This window comes from Lysinibacillus sp. F12 (assembly GCF_057773605.1).
The window spans coordinates 1,006,726-1,028,242 of sequence record NZ_JBYMLP010000001.1; the positions used below are offsets into that span (position 1 = coordinate 1,006,726).

The 21,517-nt window shown below is 39.2% G+C and carries 21 protein-coding genes; all 21 read right to left on the reverse strand.

The window, feature by feature from the left end; genetic code table 11:
- Positions 1 to 148 precede the first annotated feature (148 nt).
- The 21 genes from AC3CH7_RS05145 to recG all read right to left on the reverse strand — a co-directional run bounded on the left by AC3CH7_RS05145 (position 149) and on the right by recG (position 21,434).
- Entirely contained in the window at positions 149 to 451 is a 303-nt protein-coding gene (locus AC3CH7_RS05145; RefSeq protein ID WP_012293250.1) for an EscU/YscU/HrcU family type III secretion system export apparatus switch protein, read from the reverse strand.
- Positions 448 to 2,337 (reverse strand): hypothetical protein, encoded by a 1,890-nt coding sequence (locus tag AC3CH7_RS05150; protein WP_036160958.1) that lies wholly within the window; start codon positions 2,335 to 2,337, stop codon positions 448 to 450. The genes AC3CH7_RS05145 and AC3CH7_RS05150 overlap by 4 nt, the downstream gene beginning before the upstream one ends.
- A gap of 50 nt (positions 2,338 to 2,387) precedes the next feature.
- Positions 2,388 to 3,149 carry a ribonuclease HII gene (gene rnhB / locus AC3CH7_RS05155; protein WP_012293248.1) on the reverse strand — a complete coding sequence of 254 codons (762 nt, stop codon included), beginning with the start codon at positions 3,147 to 3,149 and terminating at the stop codon, positions 2,388 to 2,390.
- 154 nt (positions 3,150 to 3,303) lie between these two features.
- Positions 3,304 to 4,176, reverse strand: a complete 873-nt coding sequence (gene ylqF / locus AC3CH7_RS05160) for a ribosome biogenesis GTPase YlqF (RefSeq protein WP_012293247.1) — start codon at positions 4,174 to 4,176, stop codon at positions 3,304 to 3,306.
- 57 nt (positions 4,177 to 4,233) lie between these two features.
- Entirely contained in the window at positions 4,234 to 4,797 is a 564-nt protein-coding gene (gene lepB, locus AC3CH7_RS05165) for a signal peptidase I (RefSeq protein WP_012293246.1), read from the reverse strand.
- 105 nt (positions 4,798 to 4,902) lie between these two features.
- Positions 4,903 to 5,247: a 50S ribosomal protein L19 gene (gene rplS / locus AC3CH7_RS05170; protein WP_008181294.1), complete on the reverse strand. Its 345-nt coding sequence runs from the start codon at positions 5,245 to 5,247 to the stop codon at positions 4,903 to 4,905.
- A gap of 116 nt (positions 5,248 to 5,363) precedes the next feature.
- Positions 5,364 to 6,101 (reverse strand): tRNA (guanosine(37)-N1)-methyltransferase TrmD, encoded by a 738-nt coding sequence (trmD, locus tag AC3CH7_RS05175; protein WP_025113917.1) that lies wholly within the window; start codon positions 6,099 to 6,101, stop codon positions 5,364 to 5,366.
- Positions 6,101 to 6,616 carry a ribosome maturation factor RimM gene (rimM, locus tag AC3CH7_RS05180; protein ID WP_031418980.1) on the reverse strand — a complete coding sequence of 172 codons (516 nt, stop codon included), beginning with the start codon at positions 6,614 to 6,616 and terminating at the stop codon, positions 6,101 to 6,103. The genes trmD and rimM overlap by 1 nt, the downstream gene beginning before the upstream one ends.
- A gap of 368 nt (positions 6,617 to 6,984) precedes the next feature.
- Positions 6,985 to 7,218 carry a KH domain-containing protein gene (locus AC3CH7_RS05185; protein WP_004269410.1) on the reverse strand — a complete coding sequence of 78 codons (234 nt, stop codon included), beginning with the start codon at positions 7,216 to 7,218 and terminating at the stop codon, positions 6,985 to 6,987.
- A 15-nt stretch (positions 7,219 to 7,233) separates the two neighbouring features.
- Positions 7,234 to 7,506 carry a 30S ribosomal protein S16 gene (gene rpsP, locus AC3CH7_RS05190; RefSeq protein WP_004269411.1) on the reverse strand — a complete coding sequence of 91 codons (273 nt, stop codon included), beginning with the start codon at positions 7,504 to 7,506 and terminating at the stop codon, positions 7,234 to 7,236.
- A 94-nt stretch (positions 7,507 to 7,600) separates the two neighbouring features.
- Complete coding sequence (gene ffh, locus AC3CH7_RS05195) at positions 7,601 to 8,959, reverse strand: signal recognition particle protein (protein ID WP_031418979.1); 1,359 nt, start codon at positions 8,957 to 8,959, stop codon at positions 7,601 to 7,603.
- Positions 8,960 to 8,971: 12 nt separating this feature from the next.
- Positions 8,972 to 9,307 (reverse strand): putative DNA-binding protein, encoded by a 336-nt coding sequence (locus AC3CH7_RS05200; RefSeq protein ID WP_012293242.1) that lies wholly within the window; start codon positions 9,305 to 9,307, stop codon positions 8,972 to 8,974.
- A 326-nt stretch (positions 9,308 to 9,633) separates the two neighbouring features.
- Complete coding sequence (gene ftsY / locus AC3CH7_RS05205; protein ID WP_426388314.1) at positions 9,634 to 10,944, reverse strand: signal recognition particle-docking protein FtsY; 1,311 nt, start codon at positions 10,942 to 10,944, stop codon at positions 9,634 to 9,636.
- Positions 10,945 to 10,946: 2 nt separating this feature from the next.
- Entirely contained in the window at positions 10,947 to 14,522 is a 3,576-nt protein-coding gene (gene smc / locus AC3CH7_RS05210) for a chromosome segregation protein SMC (protein WP_426388316.1), read from the reverse strand.
- A gap of 3 nt (positions 14,523 to 14,525) precedes the next feature.
- Positions 14,526 to 15,290, reverse strand: coding sequence for a ribonuclease III (rnc, locus tag AC3CH7_RS05215; RefSeq protein WP_012293239.1), 765 nt, complete (start codon positions 15,288 to 15,290; stop codon positions 14,526 to 14,528).
- Positions 15,291 to 15,686: 396 nt separating this feature from the next.
- Positions 15,687 to 15,923 carry an acyl carrier protein gene (acpP, locus tag AC3CH7_RS05220; RefSeq protein WP_008181678.1) on the reverse strand — a complete coding sequence of 79 codons (237 nt, stop codon included), beginning with the start codon at positions 15,921 to 15,923 and terminating at the stop codon, positions 15,687 to 15,689.
- 58 nt (positions 15,924 to 15,981) lie between these two features.
- Entirely contained in the window at positions 15,982 to 16,728 is a 747-nt protein-coding gene (fabG, locus tag AC3CH7_RS05225; protein ID WP_012293236.1) for a 3-oxoacyl-[acyl-carrier-protein] reductase, read from the reverse strand.
- Positions 16,721 to 17,674, reverse strand: coding sequence for an ACP S-malonyltransferase (fabD, locus tag AC3CH7_RS05230; protein ID WP_031418976.1), 954 nt, complete (start codon positions 17,672 to 17,674; stop codon positions 16,721 to 16,723). Before fabD ends, fabG begins: the two co-directional genes overlap by 8 nt.
- Before the next feature lie 17 nt (positions 17,675 to 17,691).
- Positions 17,692 to 18,684 (reverse strand): phosphate acyltransferase PlsX, encoded by a 993-nt coding sequence (gene plsX, locus AC3CH7_RS05235; RefSeq protein WP_031418975.1) that lies wholly within the window; start codon positions 18,682 to 18,684, stop codon positions 17,692 to 17,694.
- 2 nt (positions 18,685 to 18,686) lie between these two features.
- Positions 18,687 to 19,259 carry a transcription factor FapR gene (gene fapR / locus AC3CH7_RS05240; RefSeq protein ID WP_031418974.1) on the reverse strand — a complete coding sequence of 191 codons (573 nt, stop codon included), beginning with the start codon at positions 19,257 to 19,259 and terminating at the stop codon, positions 18,687 to 18,689.
- A 129-nt stretch (positions 19,260 to 19,388) separates the two neighbouring features.
- Positions 19,389 to 21,434, reverse strand: coding sequence for an ATP-dependent DNA helicase RecG (gene recG, locus AC3CH7_RS05245; RefSeq protein WP_426388318.1), 2,046 nt, complete (start codon positions 21,432 to 21,434; stop codon positions 19,389 to 19,391).
- Positions 21,435 to 21,517 lie beyond the last annotated feature (83 nt).

Genomic DNA, 21,517 nt, shown 5'->3' on the forward strand with positions numbered 1-21,517 from the left:
TCAAACATTTGCATAGAATTGTTTTACTAACATAGTCTATTCTAACGAAACATTCTGATAAAGTCTACACTTTGTCTTTTGTTCGAATTTTCTCTATTATTATGACGCATTCTTCTATTTTGTGTACTAAAACAGCTTGCAAAAATAATCAGAATACTTCATTTTTTCTATATTTTCGCGCATGTTCTTGATCCAAACGATAAATAAAAGCAAAAACCTCTGCCACAGCCTGATATAATTCCTCAGGAATGGACTCGTTTAAATCTAATTGACCAAGCAGTTGAACTAGGTTAGGATCCTCATAAATCGGCACATTATGCTCATTAGCCCTTGCCAAAATGTTCTCGGCAATTTTCCCTTTTCCCTTTGCTACAACAGTTGGACTATCGAATTGACCAAGTTTATACGTTAACGCAATTGCCTCTTTACGGGTGAATTTTTCTTCGCTCATACGCGGATATCCACCCCACTCTGTTCCTCTTGCTGTTCTATTACAGGACTACTTTTGACCACTTGCCCCTTGTCAAATTGCTTCATAAAAACGCCTGATAATTGATAATTTTTCTCTGCCAGCCCATTTTTTAATGCTGCCTTTAGTGGTTCTGCAAGAGATTGAATCTCCAAATATTCATTAAAGACCGTTACTGTAACCACTCGATTTTGAACCTGCATATCAATGACCGTTTCTTGCATGGAGGCCATTTGTAAATAAAATAATACCCTTGCATAGTTGGCATCAATCTTACCATCATCCTTCATGCGACCATTCCATTGCAATGTTGCATCCATTCTCTTACCGAAAAACTCAAGCGGTACTTGCATAATTAATTGATGTTGGTGTCCATTTTCTCCTGAAGATAGTTGCATCCCATTCATTCGTGTCATTAGCATTTCTGCCGCTTCCTTCAATTGCGGTGTCATATTAGTTTCCTGCAATAATGTATGAAGCTGTGGTTTTAATTGATGTGCAATCATTTGTAAATCCGCTGATTTATTTCCGAGTGTCGCCTCATAGCTTACCCCTAAATTTTTCAATACCGTTTTCATAGCATGCTCCATTGCCTTACTATCCATCGAATTTTGAACAAGAGCGTCTGCTTGTGTCACTATTTGTTGAACAAAGGGCTGTGAAGAAGCGATGCTATTTTTTACGAGATTACGCATCAGGGCTTCATTTTGTAATGGAGAAGCTACCTCTTGCTTTACTAAAGACAGTAGATGATCTTTTACTGACAGTCCTTTTATGTCCTGTGTAAATAAATGATTAGACATATTTTGCGAAAAGGCTTTTAATAATTGATCTTGCATTTGCTTAGCAAAAATATCTAATGTTTGCTTGGTAACAGGCAATTGATTAAAACGATCAATTAGTTGATTAATCTGTTGCTTTTGATCATTTGTTAAAAAGTGCTGATTGGTTGTCCATGATTTAAGCTGTTCAATCAGCTGAGCAGCATTTTCAGGCTTCGTTGTTAGGATAGCTTGAACGACTTGACCCGCTTGCTGCATTTGCTGAGAAGCTTTTGCATCATTCATACTTGACCAATTTTGCAATGTAGCCTGATTCGGTATTATCCCAGACTCCTTTAAGATCGACAGAGCTTGCATTTTTTCACTGGTTGTAGCGGTATTATTTGTTAAATTTTCGAGAACTTTCGCAAGAACCACGCTACCCGTTTCTACTTCAAATGGCTTTGCAATAGCTTGTACTTGTTGCATTAAATTTTGCTTAAGCTGTTCAGGTAAGGCTGTATCTCTTGCTAGAAGCTGTGCAAAGTTTTCCATAATAGCCGCCATGCCAGAAGTCTTCTGTCCACTAATTAGCGCTTGAAAGACCTCATTAGTCATGGGCATTTTAAGCTCTATCATTTTTTGAATCGTTTGCAAAGCATCCATTTTAGATATACCTTCTGGTAATGCCTTTAACCACATTTCAGCTTGTAATAGCTGATCTTTTGAAATAGGTAGCTCCGCCTTCATAAAATGTCCTAATAATTGCTGCATCTCTGCTGTCTTAGGTAAATTCATGGATTCTAATAGCTGATTAATTTGCTGGCTTGGTGAAGTGGTGGGCGTCATCGGTCCTGACACCACTTTTAATTCTGCTTGTGGGTCTGTTCCTGTTACCTGGAAAAAATGGGCATCTCCAGCTTTTAATGGAACTTCAAGTTTAGCTATAAATTTTTGATTTCCTACTTGTATCTCTGCCATTTGATCAGGGTATAATTTCTTAATCGTTCCATGAAATACTTGCCCTTGTTTTAAGGCAAGTGGTTGATTACTTGCAGTTATTTGATTTTGTTGCATCTGGATTGGATTAAATGATGTGGCTGTCATATAAGATACTCCTTTCATCAATTACTCCTTCGGTAATTGGTACTAACGTATTATTCAAACATGGATTTGATCGGCTCGAACGATTTACGATGGTGTATCGTTGGTCCGTATTCTTCTAGTGCCTTTAAATGCTGCTTTGTACCATAGCCTGCATGTTGTGCAAAACCATACATAGGAAAATCTTTATCTAATTGTTCCATGTAATCATCTCGGGCTGTTTTAGCTAGAATGGAGGCTGCTGCTATTGCTAAGCTTTTGGCATCTCCTTTAATGATGGAATCCTGAGGGATAGCCATAGGTAATGTCATGGCATCTACTAAAACGTAATCAGGTTTTCTCGATAACGATTCCACACTTGCCTTCATAGATTGTTTGGTCGCCTCATAAATATTAAGCTCGTCTATTTGTTGAGCCGATTGGAAGTGAATAAAATAACTAATAGCATGTTTTTTAATTAAAGCGGCAAAGGCATTTCGTTTATCCTTCGATAATTGCTTAGAATCATTCAAACCAACTAGAGCCTCACTATTTGTTGGCAAAATTACAGCTGCTGTAACGACGGGCCCCGCTAGAGGACCACGCCCCGCCTCATCTACACCTGCAATTAATGCATCTATTCCCCCATAGCTTAAATCGAATGCCACTTTTTCTTGATGTTCCTGAATCAATTGCCGCTTTTTGTCTTGCTTCTTCTGCCAAGTAAGCCAAGCCTTTTGGACACCTACTCGTTCATCTTCCGCAATACCCGACATCCACTCTTGCCATTCTTCCGCATCTTTTAGTGCAACTGTAATTTCTTTAATACTTTTCACTTTCTTACTCCTTCTTGCCTCTACGCATTAAACCTAAATCCATTTCAGTCATTATGTAGCTCAGATTTTTCCTCTATATAATTATTATCGGTAGAAAAATTCATTCCTAAAAGAAAAACTGCCACAAAGAGGGTGTGACAGTTTCCAAAACTTTTTATTGTTCCGATTCTTTTTCTAGTTGTTCATTAACAAAATCAAATGTTAATTTGCCTAATTGCAAGCCACGAATATCTCGCACGATTAGTTGAGCTACTTGATCATAATCAATTTCTCCACCTGCACCAAACACACGTCGAAGTTTCCCAATATGGTCAAAAGTTTCAACCAAGTCTTCATGGATGAACCCAAAGCCGTAACGCTCCTCCATACGCTTTGGATAATGAACGGATAAGAAGCGTAAGCCATATACTGCTAAGTCTTCCATGTTTGTTATGGTGTCTTTAATAGCACCCGTTAAAGCTAATTTAAAGCCTACTTCTTGATCTTCGAATTTTGGCCATAAAATCCCTGGCGTATCTAATAGCTCAAGTTCTTTCCCAACCTTAATCCATTGCTGCGCCTTTGTTACACCTGGGGTATTCCCCGTTTTAGCAATATTTTTTTTCGCCAAGCGATTAATCAATGTGGACTTCCCAACATTCGGTATTCCAACAATCATTGCACGAATAGCTCTAGGCTTCATCCCTTTTGCTTTCATGCGATCAAACTTTTCTTTTAATATTTCCTGTGCTGCTTTCGTTACTTGTTGTAAGCCTTTACCCTCAAGCGAGTTAATAGCGACTGCTTTATGACCACGCTGTGCAAAATATTCTACCCATTTACGTGTTTCTTGCTCGTCTGCCATATCTGCCTTATTCAAAACTAATAAACGAGGTTTTTGATTGATGACTTCGTCAATCATTGGATTACGAGACGATAAAGGTAAACGTGCGTCTATTAACTCAAATATAATATCAACAAGCTTTAATTTTTCCGTTACTTCACGTCGGGCCTTTGCCATATGCCCTGGAAACCATTGAATTGTCACTGCTGTGCCTCCTAAACTAAAAGAAAAAGGGAGTTCCTAAACGCTCCCTTTCTTGCATTACTTTACAATTTTTATGTCATTAAACGGCCAGAAAATCAAACTTGTGTTGCCGATGATTTCCTTTTGATCTACTAGACCAATATGTCGACTGTCTTTACTATTTCGACGATTATCCCCCATGACAAAAACATACCCTTTTGGAATCTCATCTAATGAAACATCGATGTCTTTTAAGGTAAAGTCTTCTGTTAATGTTCCCCCTGTAATTTGAGCTTTATAAGCATCTAAATAGGGCTCATCAATTGGCTCACCGTTGATATATAATTGATCATCTTTATATTCCAGTGAATCTCCTGGCAATCCAATTACACGTTTAATGTAATTTTTTTGTTCAGGTGCATGAAACACAACAATATCAAAGCGTTTCGGTTCACCAATTTTATAACCAATTTTATTCACAATCATGCGGTCGCCATCTTCAAGGGTTGGCATCATGGACTCACCATCAACTGCAATTGGTGTAAATAAAAAATATCGTATAATTGCAGCAATCGCAAATGCAATTAATAGCGCTTTTGTCCATTCCCATAATTCATTCTTTTCTTTCACCTGTTTTTCCATTGAGAAATGCCCCCTTGTCTAACACTATTTTAGTTGATAGGGAATTAAGATGACAAGCAAAAAGAAAAGGAGCTTGCGTACAAGCCCCTCACTTTTAAGTCATAATTATCGAATTTCTTTAATACGAGCAGCTTTACCACGTAGGTTACGTAGGTAGTAAAGTTTAGCACGACGTACTTTACCACGACGTACAACTTCTAAGTTAGCGATTTTTGGTGTGTGTACAGGGAATGTACGCTCAACACCTACACCGTAAGAAATTTTACGAACTGTGAAAGTTTCGCTAATACCGCCACCACGACGTTTAATTACTACACCTTCGAAAAGCTGGATACGTTCACGAGTACCCTCTACTACTTTCACGTGTACCTTAACAGTATCACCAGGACGGAAAGCAGGTAGATCCGTGCGAAGTTGAGATTTTGTAATTTCTGTAATAATGTTTGACATTGTTTTCTCTCCTTAGACAGATGCTCTTGCACGCAATCTATGCCACAGCGGAACACCGTAATTCAGTACTTCACATAGAAGTACAGATTAAATGTTATCATAAATATACTAGGCAATCAAGCATCTTGTTGATTGTTTTTAAGTTTTTCTAAATACAATTTTTGCTTGTCAGTTAAAGGATATAGATCAAGTAAATCAGGACGACGTTCAAAGGTTCTTTTCAACGATTGCTCCTCACGCCATTGCTCAATTTTTGCGTGATTGCCCGATAATAAAACATCTGGCACCTTCATTCCTCGAAATTCTGCTGGTCGAGTATAATGAGGATGCTCTAAGAGACCAGTTGAAAAGGAATCTTGTATATGTGAATCTTCTTGGCCTAATACACCTGGTAATAGGCGTACAACACTATCGATAACCGTCATGGCTCCTAGTTCTCCACCTGTTAAAACGAAATCCCCAATAGAAATTTCATCTGTTACAAGGTGCTGGCGTATACGTTCATCATAGCCTTCATAGTGACCACATAAAAAGACTAATTCCTTCTCTTGTGACAATTCTTCTGCTTTTTTTTGGGTGAATCGTTCTCCCTGAGGGCACATTAAAATGATGCGTGGTTGTTTTCCTGCACAAATTGCTTCTACAGCGCTAAACATCGGCTCAGGCTTTAAAACCATGCCTGCTCCGCCACCATATGGATAGTCGTCAACTTGATTGTGCTTATTCCCCGAAAATGTACGGATGTCGGTTACCTCTAGCTTGACCGCATTTTTTTCTTGAGCTTTCTTTAAAATAGAAGCCCCGAAAACACCTGAGAACATATCGGGAAAAAGGCTCAGCACATGAATATTCATCATAATAAACCTTCCATTACGTGAATGACAATTTTCTTCTCATCCACATCAATATCTTTCACGATATCTTCTATATAAGGGATATAATGCTCCTTCTTTGAGCCTTTAACCACCCATACATCATTAGCACCTGTTTGTAGAATATCGTTCACAACACCAATTGTTTCGCCTTCTTCAGAAACAACTGTACAACCTATAATCTCATGGAAAAAGAATTCATTTTCTTCCAGGAGATCATCAGTCATTTGATCTTTTGTCACTTTTAACAAACCTTCTTTAAACGGCTCGACCAAATTGATGTTATTCATGCCTTCGAATGTTAATAAAATAAAGTTTTTATGACGACGCACAGATTGAATCGTTACCCAAGTTGGCTTTTTATCGTCCTTTTTAAAGGCAGCAAGCTTATTCCCTACCGCAAAACGCTCTTTTTCAAAGTCTGTTGTCGATAATATACGCACCTCTCCTCGAATACCGTGTGTATTGACAATTCGACCTACATTAAACCATTCCATTCAACTATCACCTCATTAAAACGTACTACTCTCTCCAATTGCATTCGCTTTCTACCTTTTCCCGTAGTTAGCAAATTTACTTCGGAAAAATGTAGGTTCAGCTAAGACAATCAATTGTCTCGTCCATATTAATATAATCAATTGCCTCTAGCTGTAATCTTAGTTAAAACTTTATGCCCTGTTTTTCCTAAATAAAAAGAACAATTCTAGGCGAAATAAAGAAAAAAGGAAGGAACCTACAAGCTCCCTCCTTCTTAGTCCAGATATTACGCTTCATGCTAAAGGCCACTTCGAACTCCTAAGCGACATGTAAACACACCTATCAGGACTCAATTGTACTCGTTGCAAGAGCGCGAAAATCTTTTCTATTAATCCAATATATCGACGTAGGTCTTCTTTTGATGGTGACTACCTGCCGCTGAATAAACAATTGTACGAATTGCTTTCGCTACTCGCCCTTGCTTGCCTATGACTTTCCCTCGATCCTCTGGATGAACAAAAAGTTTATAAACAATTCGATTTGCATTTTCATCCGTCTCAATACGAACTTCTTCTGGATAATCGACTAACGGTAAAACGATTGCTTCAATCAGCTGCTTCAAAGACGTCGCCCCCGATTATTTACTGAATTTTTGGTTATGGAATTTCTCCATGATACCTTGTTCTGAGAACAGGTTACGTACTGTATCTGATGGTTTTGCACCGTCAGCTAACCATTTAAGAGCTTTCTCTTCATCAATGTTTACAGTAGCTGGTTGAGTTAGTGGGTTGTAAGTACCAACTGTTTCGATTTGACGGCCGTCACGTGGTGAACGAGCGTCTGCAACTACGATACGATAGAAAGGAGATTTTTTAGCTCCCATACGTTTTAAGCGAATTTTAACTGCCATTTTAATAGCACCTCCGAATAAGTTTCACACAAGATAGTATATTATCAATGTTTAGGTTGTTTGTAAAGTGTTTTTTCTTAACACCTAAAAATTATTATTTAAACAATGAATCAAAGCCTGGTAATTTCATTTTTTTCTTGCCCTTACCACTTGCCATTCCAGTCATTTGCTTCATCATTTTTTTCATTTCATCAAATTGCTTAATCAGACGATTCACCTCTTGAATAGAAGTCCCTGAACCTTTAGCAATGCGCTTTTTACGGCTGCCATTAATCAATTCAGGATTCGTCTTTTCAGCAGGCGTCATGGAGTAAATAATCGCCTCTACACGCCCCATTTGCTTATCATCAACTTTGACATTATCTAAGCCTTTGATTTTGTTTGCACCAGGGAGCATCTTTAAAATTTCATCTAGAGGTCCCATTTTTTTAACTTGCTGTAGTTGCTCCACGAAATCATCAAATGTAAAGGATTGAGTCTTGAATTTTTCTTCTAACTCTTTGGCTTTTGCCTCATCTACATTTGCTTGGGCCTTTTCGATCAGCGATAGAACATCTCCCATACCTAAAATACGAGACGCCATACGTTCAGGATGGAAAGGTTCTAGCGCATCCATTTTTTCGCCCATACCGACAAACTTAATCGGTTTCTGCGTTACAGAACGTATAGATAATGCCGCACCACCACGAGTATCACCATCAAGTTTCGTTAACACAACTCCTGTAATACCAATAGCCTCGTTAAAGCTTTCTGCTACGTTCACGGCATCTTGACCTGTCATTGCATCAACAACAAGAAAGACCTCATCTGGCTCTTTTAATGCGCGTATATCTTTTAATTCTTGCATCAAATCCTCATCGATGTGCAAACGGCCGGCCGTATCGATAATTACGACATCGTGATGATCTTCTTTCGCCTTTTCAATTGCCTGACGCGCAATCTCTACAGGAGAAATATCAGTGCCTAACGAAAAAACTGGTAATGAAAGCTGTTTACCTAATGTTTCTAATTGTTGAACAGCTGCTGGACGATAAACGTCGGCTGCTACTAACAATGGTTTACGATTATATTTTTTTCGTAGAACATTAGCCAATTTACCTGTAGTTGTCGTTTTCCCTGCTCCTTGGAGACCGACCATCATAATAACAGTTGGAGGCTTCGTATTAAATTTAATTGGGCTTTGCTCGCCACCCATTAATTCGGTTAATTCATCTTGTACAATTTTAATGACTTGTTGACCTGGTGTTAAGCTTTGCATAACATCTACACCAACAGCACGTTCACTAACCTTTTTTACAAATTCCTTGACTACTTTTAAGTTAACATCCGCCTCAATTAAAGCAAATCGGACTTCACGCATCATTTCTTTGACGTCTTGCTCTGATACTTTCCCTTTGCCCTTAATTTTTTGGATCGTTCCTTGGAGTCGTTCCGCTAATCCTTCAAAAGCCATCGCTTTCGCCTCCTAATCCCATTCTTTCAGCTGTTCAATAAGCGCTAACTGCTCTTCAGCTGTCATACTTTGTTCTGTTATCCCCATTGTTAGCTGTGAAAGCATTTGGGTACGTTGTTGAAATTTTTCAAGTAAACATAATTTTTCTTCATATTCCTCAAGCATTGCTTCTGTTCGACGAATATTATCGTAGACAGCTTGGCGTGAAACCCCATACGATTCAGCGATTTCACCTAGTGAGTGATCATCCAAATAGTATAGTTCCATATAACTTCTTTGCTTATCTGTTAATAATGCTTGATAAAAGTCGAAGAGAAAGTTCATGCGTGTTGTTTTTTCAAGTAGCATCGAATATTTCTCCTCCTGCTATTTAGTCATTTGTATCATATCGAAAAGCGCCCGTCTGTGTCAAGGTAATCTCCTTGTCTAAAAGCCTCATTTACTTACTTTTGGGCATTTCTTGCCTTGAGCTAGTATTACTTTCCAACATGTCAATTCAATTTTTCATAGGCGAGCGTTTCTACACGATTACACCCCAGTGAATGAATGTCACATTTCTTATGGAGAGGTTAAACTAACATTAATGACCTATAAAAAAACAAACATTCATCCCCTCCGATACATGAAGGAGATGAATGCTAAATCAAGATAAAATGGCAAAGCCAATTTATCTGTTATTCTTCATTGTTTTGTAATTCTTTATCTAAACCATCAGCAAATAACCCATAGACATATCGTTCTGCATCAAATGGCTGTAAATCGTCCATTTTCTCTCCAAGACCTACAAATTTCACAGGAATGTGTAATTTATTACGGATTGCAAGCACAATACCACCCTTAGCTGTACCGTCCAGCTTTGTTAAAACGATACCTGTCACATTCGTTGCTTCTTTAAATGTTTGTGCTTGAACAAGGGCATTTTGACCAGTTGTTGCATCTAACGCTAATAATACTTCATGCGGAGCACTTGGGATTTCACGGGAAATGACACGATGTACTTTTTCAAGCTCGTTCATTAAATTCACTTTGTTTTGTAAGCGTCCAGCAGTATCACAAATTAACACATCTGCTTTTCTGTTTTTAGCAGCATGAATTGCATCATACATAACTGCTGCTGGATCAGAGCCCTCAGATTGTTTAATCACCTCACAGCCTACACGATCTCCCCACACTTGTAATTGATCAATAGCACCTGCACGGAATGTATCACCTGCAGCTAAAACGACTGTTTTGCCTTGGGACTTTAGACGATGAGCAAGTTTACCAATTGTCGTTGTTTTCCCTACACCATTCACCCCAACAAATAGAATGACTGTCAGTTCACCATCAGGCTGCATATTTAATTCAATTAAATCTTCTTCACCTTGCTCATATATTTCTACAAGCTTTTCAGAAATTAAAGTTTGTATACCATTTGTATCTTTTATATTTTTACGTTGCACTTCGAAACGTAATTTATCCATAAGTTCCATGACCGTTTCAAAACCAACATCGGCCTGTAGTAAAAGGTCTTCTAATTCCTCAAAGAAATCCTCATCTACTTTACGATAACGCGCAACAAGGTCGTTGACTTTCGATGTAAAGGAATTACGTGTTTTTTCAAGGCCGGCTTTAAATTTTTGCGTAATAGACCAAGCAGAAGGTTTTTTCTCCTCAGCTGGTTGTTCCTCAATAACTTGTAGTTCTAGCTGCTCTTCTTCCTCGCTTGGAGAAGGCTCTAAATCTTTTGTACCTTCGATGTCTGAAGATTGTTCGGTTTCTTTTGTCTCTTCAATTTGTGAGGGTTGCTCGGATTCTTTTGTCTCTTCAATTTGTGAGGGTTGCTCGAATTGCTCAGAAGGTTCTTCAATCACAGTCATTGGTGACTCACTGTCTCCTTCTGATTCCTGTTGATGAGAATCCACATCATGTTCAAGAGCCTCTAGTTTTTCTTCCTCCGCTGGATTCCCCATCAATTTATCTTTTAAACGCTTAAAAAAGCTCATCCTTATTTGCTCCTTTGCTCCGCAAGTACGGGTTCGTCTTCTAATTTTACTGATACGAGTTTCGATACACCTGACTCCTGCATAGTTATACCATACAGGACATCCGCTCCCTCCATCGTTCCTTTACGATGGGTAATGACAATGAATTGTGTTTCACCACTAAACTTTTTCAAATATTGGCTGTATCTCACAACATTTGCTTCATCTAAAGCAGCCTCGACTTCATCGAGAATACAAAATGGGACTGGTCTTATGTTTAAGATGGAGAATAATAAAGCGATCGCCGTTAGCGCACGTTCACCACCAGAAAGTAAACTTAAATTTTGTAATTTTTTCCCTGGAGGTTGAGCAACGATTTCAATGCCTGTTTCTAGTAAATTTTGCGGGTCAATAAGCACTAAATCGGCTTGCCCCCCACCAAACAATTCACGGAACACAAGTCTAAATTGTTCTCGAATTGCAAAGAACGTTTCGCTAAAGCGCATTGTCATTTCTTCATCCATTTCTTTAATGGCTTCATGCAATGTTTCTTGCGCCGCAAGCAAATCCTCTCGCTGTTCAGTTAAAAACGTATGTCGTTCGAGTACTCTTTCATATTCTTCAATCGCACCTAAATTAACAGGTCCAAGCTCTTCAATTGATTTTTTAAGCAATTTAACACGTCGGCGTATAAATTCCTCATCTTCTATAGCCCGTGCTTCTTCTTGTGCTTCTTCGAAGGTTAGCTGATAGTTTTCCTCAAGCTGTTCTGTGAAATTGTCCATCTCAAATTCAACACGGTTTCGTTTCAACTCATTTCCACGTATCGCTTCAAGATATCCTTTATGGATTCGTTGTAATTCCTTCAGCTGCGCCTCTAGCGTTGAAAGTTCATTCTGTTGCCCTACTTTTTCTTCTTTTTTCTGAGAAATTGCCTGTTGTAGCTCATCTCTTCTAGCCTTCCAAGTCATCACCTGTTCATCGACCTCTTCATCACTTAAATAATTTGTCGATTCATCAGATTGAAGCCATAATATTTCCTGAGAAATATTTTCAACTTTTTGTTGAGCTTTGTTTAATTGTAGGGCTAAATCAGCTGTAGCTATTTGAACTTGTGACATTTGTTCCTGTATTACAGCTAATTGTGAGCGTTTTTCTGCCAATTGCTCTCGTAATACATCTTTTTCTGTCTCACTTTGTAGTTTAACCTTACTTAATTGCTCAACCGTTTCGTTGATTTCGATTAATTCTACTGCAAGCGCGCTTAAACGTTCCTCTGCTTCTTGCTTTTGAGCCAATAATGCCTCTTCTCGTGTTTTTACATCTTGTGTTTCAGTCGAGGCAAAAGTTACTCTAGCCGACAAGCTTTTCTCCACAGCTTCTAACTCACGTAAACGACCCGCCTGCTGCATCTCATCTTTTCGTAATTGCTCCCCTTCAAGCTTCAGCAGCTCTACTTGATCACGAATTGTTGCTAGCTTTTCCTTTTCCGCTGCAACAGCCTGTTCGGCACCATAAATGGAAGCTTGTAGAGACTCTAGCTTTAGAACTAAACCATCTAATTCCGCTTTTCTTGTAAAGAGTGAAGATTGCTGTTTCAAAGCACCACCCGTTAACGAGCCCCCTGCATTAACAATATCTCCATCAAGCGTAACAACTCGATAACGGAACCCACATAATCTAGCAATTTGACTTGCCCCTTCAAGATTTGCTGCAACGATGACATTCCCTAGAAGGTTTTCAACAATTGTTCGATTATCTTCATTGAAAGTCACTAACGCATCCGCCATTCGAACAAATGCTGGGTGCTCAGTGGCCAATTGGATAGTCGCTAGATTAATTTTGCGTGATTTCATTAATGTTTTCGGTAAGAAGGTCGCACGTCCAGCTCGCTTTTGTTTTAGCCAATGAATAGCCTGTTGGGCATGGCGTTCATTAGTTGTGACAATGTGCTGAGAGGCAGCTCCTAAAGCGGTTTCTATTGCTTGTGAATATTTCCCCTCAACTTGAATTAACTCAGCTACGGCACCCTCAATACCTTGTAATTCCCCTTTATCTCGTGCCAGTAGTACTTCTTTAACACCTTGGAAAAACCCTGAAAAGTCAGCTTCAAGCTCCGCTAACGTGTCTTTTCTAGCTTTAAGTTGCTGCTGATGCTGATAAGCTTTATACAGCATATCTTGCTTCTCAGTAAAGGTTGAATTAACATTTTTCAACTGTATTTGCAAAGCATCATATTGGTCTAGCTTTTCTTGCAAATCATTTGTTGTTGTAGTATGTACTGCTACTAGCTGTTCTTTTTCAGCAATAATTTGCATAAGCTCTTGCCCAATTTCATCAGTTTGGTCGGACATTCGTGTTGCCATAGCTTTTTGTTGAGCCAACTGCTGATCGATATTTTTTAACTCATTTTTGATGGTCGCTTCTTCATTCAACGAATCGATATATCGATTTTTTTGCTCCTCAATTTCTTGTTCAATTTCTGTTACCGAGCGATTTAATGATTGCTCTAACTGTTTAATGCTCTGTTTTAGCACCGACACGGCTTGTTGTTTTTCTGAGAATACAGCTTTTTTCTCTTGCTCCTGAATAAGCAATGCCTCTACTTCTGCTTTTGCTTCTTGTAATGACGTATTCAGTTGCTGTAATTGATTGGACGCATTTTGACGCTTTTCAGCCATTAGCGCCTTTCGTCCATCCCATCGTTCTACCTCCATTGTGGCATTAACTAGGTCAGCTTGTGAAACATCCAAATATTCATCAAGTTCTTTTAATAGCTTACGAATATGAATTGTCTGTTTATCGAAAGCTGCAATATCTTGAGCTTGCTTTTGCTCTATCTCAGATAGGTTTGTGTATTCTTCTTTTAGCGCACGCAAAGACTGTGCACAATTTTTAAAATCATGCACAAGAATGGCAATATCAAAATCTTTTAGCTCAGTAGACATTTGTACATAGTCTCTTGCACTAGATGCTTGCATTTCGAGAGGTCCTAGACGACTGTCTAATTCATGAAGAATATCTAATACACGATACAAATTTTCATCTGTCTCAACAAGTTTATGCTCTGCTTTTTTCTTTCTTATTTTATACTTTAGTACGCCAGCTGCCTCTTCAAAAATCGAACGACGGTCATCAGGTCGGCTATTTAAAATTTCATCGACACGCCCCTGTGAAATTATAGAAAAAGCCTCTTTTCCAAGGCCTGAATCCATAAACAAGTCCGTAATATCCTTCAGGCGACACTGCTGGTTATTTAATAAATATTCACTATCACCTGAACGGTATACGCGTCTTGTTACGCTGACTTCTGTATAGGAAAAAGCAAGTTGCTCGTCGGTATTATCTAATATTAGTGTTACCTCTGCAAAGTTGAGCGGCTTCCGAGAGTCACTCCCTGCAAAAATTACATCTTCCATCTTTGATCCACGTAACGACTTTGCCGATTGCTCTCCAAGTACCCAACGTATTGCATCTGTGACATTACTTTTTCCACTGCCATTTGGTCCGACAACCGCTGTAACACCGGGTACAAAGTCAATACCAATGCGCTCCGCAAATGATTTAAAGCCAATCACTTCTAGTCGTTTTAGGAACATCTTTTAAGCCTCCTCTTTTGCAGCTTCTTCTCGCATCATACGCATAGCACATTGTGCAGCTTGCTGCTCGGCTTCTTTTTTCGATTTTCCTCGACCAATACCAAGCTCTTGTCCGTTCAGTAAGACGCTTGATACAAAGGTACGATTATGTGCAGGACCTTTTTCATCAATGATTTCATAATGAAGAAGTCCATTATTTGTTTGCTGTACCATTTCTTGCAATTGGCTTTTAAAATCCATCACATGCGAAAAAGCACCGACTTCTACTTTTGGGAACACGATACGTTCTAAAAATGACACGACCGTTTGTAAATCTTGATCTAAATATAAGGCACCTACAAATGACTCAAACACATCTGCAAGTAGTGCTGGGCGTTCCCGTCCACCTGTTAATTCTTCACCTTTTCCAAGTAAAACAAAGCGACCAAAGCCTAGTTCATTTGCAAAAATAACTAGAGATGGTTCACAAACAATGGATGCTCGTAACTTTGTTAACTCACCCTCGCTCATATTGGGGTATTTCTCAAAAAGATATTTAGAAACAGACAGTTCAAGTACTGCGTCCCCTAAAAATTCAAGACGCTCATTATCCGTAAATAGCTTACGGCGATGCTCATTCACATAAGATGAATGCGTGAATGCTTGATACAATAAATTTTTATTAATAAATGTGATATTTAATTCATGCTGTAGCAGCTCGAATTGATTGCGTACTTTTTCAGGAAGTACGCCAGATTTCTGCATAGTTCCTTTTCTTTTCATAGCCATTGAACAAATCTGCCTTCCTAATAGTTTCTACCGTTTTAGTGTACCTTTTTCAAAGCGTTTATGCAAAAGTATTTCGGCATAAACACAATATTTTGGAAAATTTTTAGCAAATTTATTTCCAAAATCAATTAAGCCTTGGCACATTTGTGTCCCAATCGATCTTCGGGATGTAAATCCACTATATAATTGAAACAAAAAGAGGACGTCTATAGATCGAAAACCGATCTATTTCGTCCCCTTTGAATACATCTTGTCTATTAGATCTGCTTCCCTGTAAAGAAAAGCAGGAAACTATTTCTCCTTTATTCAACCAATCATAAATACCATTTGTATAATTACGATAACCATTACACCAATAAGGGTGATAAATTTCTGCTAAATAAAGTACAAACGAAATTAGTTTATTTTACTTTCGATGTATGAAATTGCAGAACCTACTGTTGAGATTTTTTCAGCATCTTCATCAGAAATTTCCATATCGAATTCGTCTTCAAGCTCCATTACAAGCTCAACTACGTCTAATGAGTCAGCACCTAAATCATCACGGAAAGAAGCTTCAAGTGTTACTTCGCTTTCTTCAACACCTAAACGGTCCACGATTACTTTTGTTACGCGTTCTAATACTGTAGACAAATGATTCACCTCCCCTCAAATGATTATACAAAAAATTAGCGCTCATGCCTAATTGAAATTACATGACCATACCACCGTCTATATGAAGCGTTTGTCCAGTCATATAGTTTGCGTCATCGGATGCAAGGAAAACAACTGCCTTTGCAATATCCTCTGGTTGCCCTAGTTTTGCAAGCGGAATTTGAGTTAGCATCCCTTGTTTAATATCTTCTGGTAACTGATCTGTCATTTCAGTTTCGATAAAACCAGGTGCAATAGCATTAACTAAAATATTGCGAGACGCTAATTCCTTCGCAGTTGTTTTTGTTAACCCAATAACACCCGCTTTAGCAGCTACATAGTTTGCTTGGCCCGCATTTCCAGCTACGCCAACAATCGATGAAATATTAATAATTCGACCAGCACGTTGCTTCATCATTTGACGTGTTACCGCTTTGGTACATAGGAAAACACCCTTAAGATTCGTATCTAAGACATCATCCCATTCATTTTCCTTCATGCGCATAAGTAAATTATCTCTTGTAATACCAGCATTATTCACTAAAATATCAAGGGAGCCAAATGTTTTCACAGCTGTATCCATTAATGCTGTCACTTCTTCTGTTTGAGAGACGCTAGCTTGTACAGCAATTGCCTCACCACCACCTTCTTGAATTATAGCAACCACTTCTTCAGCTTTTGCTTGCGAGCCACTATAATTCACGACAACTTTCGCACCTTCGTCAGCAAGCTTTAATGCAATAGCACGACCTATTCCTCGTGAAGCTCCTGTTACAACAACTACTTTTCCCTCAAGTTTACGCATTGATTGACCACTCCTTTGACGCTTCTAGAACCGCTTCTAATGATGCCTCATCATAGACACAATAGGCAGCAACAGAGCGATCGATTTTTTTCAATAGACCACTTAATACTTTACCCGGGCCACATTCAATAAAGACATCCACACCTTGTGCAATCATTTCGCGCATAGATGCCTCCCATTGAACAGCACTATAAACCTGTTCAACAAGCTCTTGTTGAATAGCCGGAACATCCGTTAACTCCTTAGCCATCACGTTCCCTACAACAGGAATTTGCGGAGCCGCTAAAGTAACATCAACCAACGCAGCTTTCAGCATCTCTGACGATGGTCGCATCAGTTCAGAATGGAATGGACCACTTACAACTAATGGTATTGCACGCTTAGCCCCTGCATCTTTTGCAGCGCTTGATGCCTTCTCAACACCCTCTTTTGTTCCTGAAATAACAATTTGCCCCGGGCAATTAACATTGGCGACCTGCACAGGATGACCTGTTGCAGACACTTGCTCAGTTACTTCATTTAATGCTTCTAATTCCATGCCTAAAATCGCTGCCATAGCACCTTGTCCAGCAGGTACAGCTTCGTTCATATAGAGACCACGTTTATGCACAATCTTCACGGCATCTTCAAAGGACATGACGCCCGCAATAACCAATGCACCATATTCTCCAAGGGAGTGACCTGCTGCATAATGAGGGTGAATTCCGGCTGCACGTAGCTTCTCTGCTACCATTACACCTGTAGTTAATAGCGCTGGCTGAGCATGATATGTTAAAGTTAATTCCTCCGCTGGACCTTCTAACATTAGCTTAGATAGCTCCAAATCGAGAGCTTGGTCTGCACGATCATAGAAGGCTTTACTTTCCGCTGCATTTTCAACAAACTCTTGCCCCATTCCCACTACTTGCGAACCTTGTCCCGGAAAAATAAATGCTATTTTCGTCATTTGAAAAATCCCCTTTGTTAATCAATTTCTATGTGGCGTACTGTTTCTGTAATTGTCGAAATAACAGTATGTTCAACCATTGTGTTTGCTTGGCGGATAGCACTAAAGATCGCTTTCGCATTAGATGATCCATGAGCCTTTATTACAGGTGCCTGTAAGCCAAACAATCCAGCACCACCGTATTCTGTATAGTCCATTTTATGTTTTAAGTCACGTAAATTATTTTTCATAAGGACCGCCGAAATCTTCGTTTTTGTTGAGGACATAAACGCCTCTTTTAACATTGAAAATAAAGCGCCCGCCGTACCTTCAATTGACTTCAACACCATATTCCCCGTAAAGCCATCCGTAACAACAACATCAGCTACTCCTTCAAGTAAATCACGTGCCTCTACATTACCAATAAAATTCAAATTCGCTTCTTTTAATAAATCAAAGGTTGCTTTCGTTAATTCATTTCCTTTTTTATCTTCAGTACCGATATTTAATAAGCCGATTCGAGGTTTTTGTAACCCGCCAACTTTCTTCGCATAAATATCGCCCATAATCGCATATTGTACTAGATGTTCTGGACGGGCATCTGCGTTAGCACCTAAATCAAGCATTAAAAAGCCCTTACCATCAAGTGTTGGTAATGTCGTCGCTAAAGCTGGTCGGGCAATTCCTTCAATACGACCTACTTTAAATAAACCACCTGCCATTAAAGCACCTGTATTTCCTGCTGAGAGACAAGCATCTGCTCTACCCTCATCCACTGCATCCATCATGCGCGCCATGGAAGAATCTTTTTTTCTACGAACAGCACGTGCTGGATCGTCGGTTCCTTCAACTACTTCCTCACAATGTACGATCGTTAATCGATCATGCTGCTTTAAAAATGGCTCAAGCTTCTCTTGCTGTCCATATAATTGAATTTCTAAATTTGGAATTTGCTCTAATGCCAAGAGTGCACCTTCAATTACTGATTTTGGTGCATTGTCTCCACCCATTCCATCTAGCGCTAATTTCATTATTACTCACCTTTACCTTTCGTACGGTACATATCAAATTCACCAACAAAAACGGTTTCGCCATTAACAGTAGATGTTACCTCAACTTTTGTCCGATGATTTTTATCATCTCGTCCGATAACAATCGCTTTTGTAATAACACGATTTCCAGCACGAACAGGTTTCACAAACGTAATAGTAGAATGTACTGTCAATGCTAGTTCATCGTTAATAACGGCAACCGCTAAAGAGTTTGCTTGTGCGAACAAATGATGTCCACGTGCGATGCCGTTGCGCTGGAAAACATGCTCTTCTTTCACATCAAAAATCGAAAGTGCTCGATTATCTAATTCAATATCAACAATTTCTCCGATGACCTCATCAATCGGTAGAGATTTCACTTCATTTTCATAGTTTTTTGAAGCGACATCTTTAATACGCTCTCGTAATTCTGGTATGGATAATTCCATACGGTCTAAGCGAATTGTTTGAACACTTACCTGAAACTGTGTTGCTAGCTGTTCATCTGTGACGAATGGATTTTCAGCTATCGTTTCAGTTAGTAGTCGCTGTCGTTCTTTTTTTGTTCGTCTCAACATCATTCGCCACCTTTTGAGTTGTTATTAGCACTTGGTACTAATATCAGTATATAGAGGTTAAAAAAAGAATGCAAGACTTGTTTTAAAATCAAGTGCCTGCATTCTAGCGTGAATCATATTACTATATTAATCGAAGCGCTCCCCTTGCATAACGCCAGAATCTTCTAACATTTTGCGTAAGTACTGATAGTCGTCATCATGCCAAAAGGCATCGGTTTCCAGCATCATAGTTGCATCTTTGCGAGCGGTTTCAAGAATCCGATAATCATGGACTAAATCAGCTACTTTGAAATCTGGTAAACCACTTTGCTTGCGTCCAAAAAAATCCCCTGGCCCTCGCAACTCTAAATCTTTTTCAGCTAAGCGGAAACCATCATTTGTTTCTGTCATAGACTGCATTCGCTCTTTTCCTTCGTCAGATTTAGGATCAGCAAGTAAAATACAATAGGATTGATGCTCACCTCGTCCAACACGTCCACGTAACTGATGCAATTGCGCTAAACCAAATCGTTCAGCGTCATAGACAATCATAAATGTCGCATTCGGTACATTCACCCCTACCTCAACGACTGTCGTTGAAACTAAAACCTGTATGGAACCATCACTAAAAGCACGCATGACAGCATCCTTTTCATCTGCTGATAAACGTCCATGCATTAATCCCACTTGATAGCGGCCATTAAAATAAGTCGCTAGCTGTTCATAAATTTCAACTGCATTTTGAACATCAAGCTTATCGGATTCCTCAATGAGAGGACAAATGGCATAGGCCTGTCTTCCAGCGGCTAGCTCTCCTTCTAGTTTTGACATGACCGATCCGAATTGCTCTTTTTTCATCCAATGTGTTTCAATTTGTTTACGCCCTGCCGGCATTTCATCAATCATCGACACATCCATTTCTCCAAATGCTGTAATGGCAAGTGTTCTTGGAATAGGAGTCGCTGTCATAAAGAGCACATCTGGGTTTTCCCCTTTATCTCTCAGTATACGTCGTTGTTCAACACCAAAGCGATGTTGTTCATCGGTAATAACAAAACCAAGCTTTTTAAAAATAACATCTGGCTGGATTAAGGCATGTGTACCAATCACAATATCAAGCTCTCCATTCGCCAAATCTGCTAGTATTACACGTCGCTCCTTCATTTTGGTTGACCCAGATAACAAAGCTACACGTACGCCAAATGGTTGGAACCATTCTTGCAAGTTCTCCAAGTGTTGCTCTGCTAAAATTTCCGTTGGTGCCATTAATGCCCCTTGATAACCCGCTGATACTGCAGCATATAGACCGATAGCTGCTACCACCGTTTTCCCTGAACCTACATCACCTTGTAATAAACGATTCATTCGATGTGGTTCCTTCAAATCTTTACAAATTTCATTGACAACGCGTTTTTGAGCATTGGTCAATTCATACGGTAACGCAGCGATAAATTCACGGAGCAAATGCACATTATATTGAATCACAGTTCCTTGTTCATTTTCCTTACGTACCTTACGTAATGCTTGCATACGTAGCTGGAAATTTAATAGCTCTTCATAGGCAAAACGTCTTCTTGCTTGTTTGGCATGTTGCGCATCTTGCGGAAAATGAATCCCCTCCAAGCCTTCTTGTATAGGCAAAAGCTTATAGGAATCCTGAAAATGTTGTGGAATAGCATCAGGCAAATTAGCGCCATATTCGTCCAATACTTGTCGCATATATTTTCGAAATCTTTTTTGTTGAATTAATCCTTTCAGACTGTATACAGGTTCAAAGTCTACTTGATCCGTTTTAGGTCCAAATGAGACCGATGTGCCATTGATGACCTGTCTACCACGATCCCATTTCCCAGTCACTGTAATAATGGAACCAGGTACAAGCTTTTGCTTTAAATAGCCCTGATTGAAAAATACGACTTTCACTAAATGTCTTCCAGCTAAAACGGTTACTTGGAGTCTTGATTTATTGCGGCCTAAAAATAAAATGGTAGGTTCCCGCTCCACCTTACACTCAACTGTAACCCGTTCGTTATGTGGTGTTTGCGCTAAATCCTTTAAACGAAAATCTTCATGTCGATGTGGGAACGTCCATAATAAATCAGCTATTGTATTGATTCCTAGTGATTCAAGATGTGCTGCTGTTTCTTTCCCGACGCCTTTTAATTCATTGACGGGTCCATATAATTCAGTCATCTTATCCCACACTCCCTTCATTGCTTGTTTATGTAGTGTTATAGCCTCTCTATCTTAATGTACCATAAATTATTTCCCTAACC

What these genes read in the sequence shown, in the direction of transcription:
- AC3CH7_RS05145 (WP_012293250.1), bottom strand. Translation starts at nt 451, where the DNA reads ATGAGCGAAGAAAAATTCACCCGTAAAGAGGCAATTGCGTTAACGTAT.
- AC3CH7_RS05150 (WP_036160958.1), bottom strand. Translation starts at nt 2,337, where the DNA reads ATGACAGCCACATCATTTAATCCAATCCAGATGCAACAAAATCAAATA.
- lepB (WP_012293246.1), bottom strand. Translation starts at nt 4,797, where the DNA reads ATGGAAAAACAGGTGAAAGAAAAGAATGAATTATGGGAATGGACAAAA.
- rplS (WP_008181294.1), bottom strand. Translation starts at nt 5,247, where the DNA reads ATGTCAAACATTATTACAGAAATTACAAAATCTCAACTTCGCACGGAT.
- trmD (WP_025113917.1), bottom strand. Translation starts at nt 6,101, where the DNA reads ATGAATATTCATGTGCTGAGCCTTTTTCCCGATATGTTCTCAGGTGTT.
- rimM (WP_031418980.1), bottom strand. Translation starts at nt 6,616, where the DNA reads ATGGAATGGTTTAATGTAGGTCGAATTGTCAATACACACGGTATTCGA.
- rpsP (WP_004269411.1), bottom strand. Translation starts at nt 7,506, where the DNA reads ATGGCAGTTAAAATTCGCTTAAAACGTATGGGAGCTAAAAAATCTCCT.
- ffh (WP_031418979.1), bottom strand. Translation starts at nt 8,959, where the DNA reads ATGGCTTTTGAAGGATTAGCGGAACGACTCCAAGGAACGATCCAAAAA.
- AC3CH7_RS05200 (WP_012293242.1), bottom strand. Translation starts at nt 9,307, where the DNA reads ATGCTACTTGAAAAAACAACACGCATGAACTTTCTCTTCGACTTTTAT.
- ftsY (WP_426388314.1), bottom strand. Translation starts at nt 10,944, where the DNA reads ATGAGCTTTTTTAAGCGTTTAAAAGATAAATTGATGGGGAATCCAGCG.
- smc (WP_426388316.1), bottom strand. Translation starts at nt 14,522, where the DNA reads ATGTTCCTAAAACGACTAGAAGTGATTGGCTTTAAATCATTTGCGGAG.
- rnc (WP_012293239.1), bottom strand. Translation starts at nt 15,290, where the DNA reads ATGGCTATGAAAAGAAAAGGAACTATGCAGAAATCTGGCGTACTTCCT.
- fabG (WP_012293236.1), bottom strand. Translation starts at nt 16,728, where the DNA reads ATGCGTAAACTTGAGGGAAAAGTAGTTGTTGTAACAGGAGCTTCACGA.
- fabD (WP_031418976.1), bottom strand. Translation starts at nt 17,674, where the DNA reads ATGACGAAAATAGCATTTATTTTTCCGGGACAAGGTTCGCAAGTAGTG.
- plsX (WP_031418975.1), bottom strand. Translation starts at nt 18,684, where the DNA reads ATGAAATTAGCGCTAGATGGAATGGGTGGAGACAATGCACCAAAATCA.
- recG (WP_426388318.1), bottom strand. Translation starts at nt 21,434, where the DNA reads ATGACTGAATTATATGGACCCGTCAATGAATTAAAAGGCGTCGGGAAA.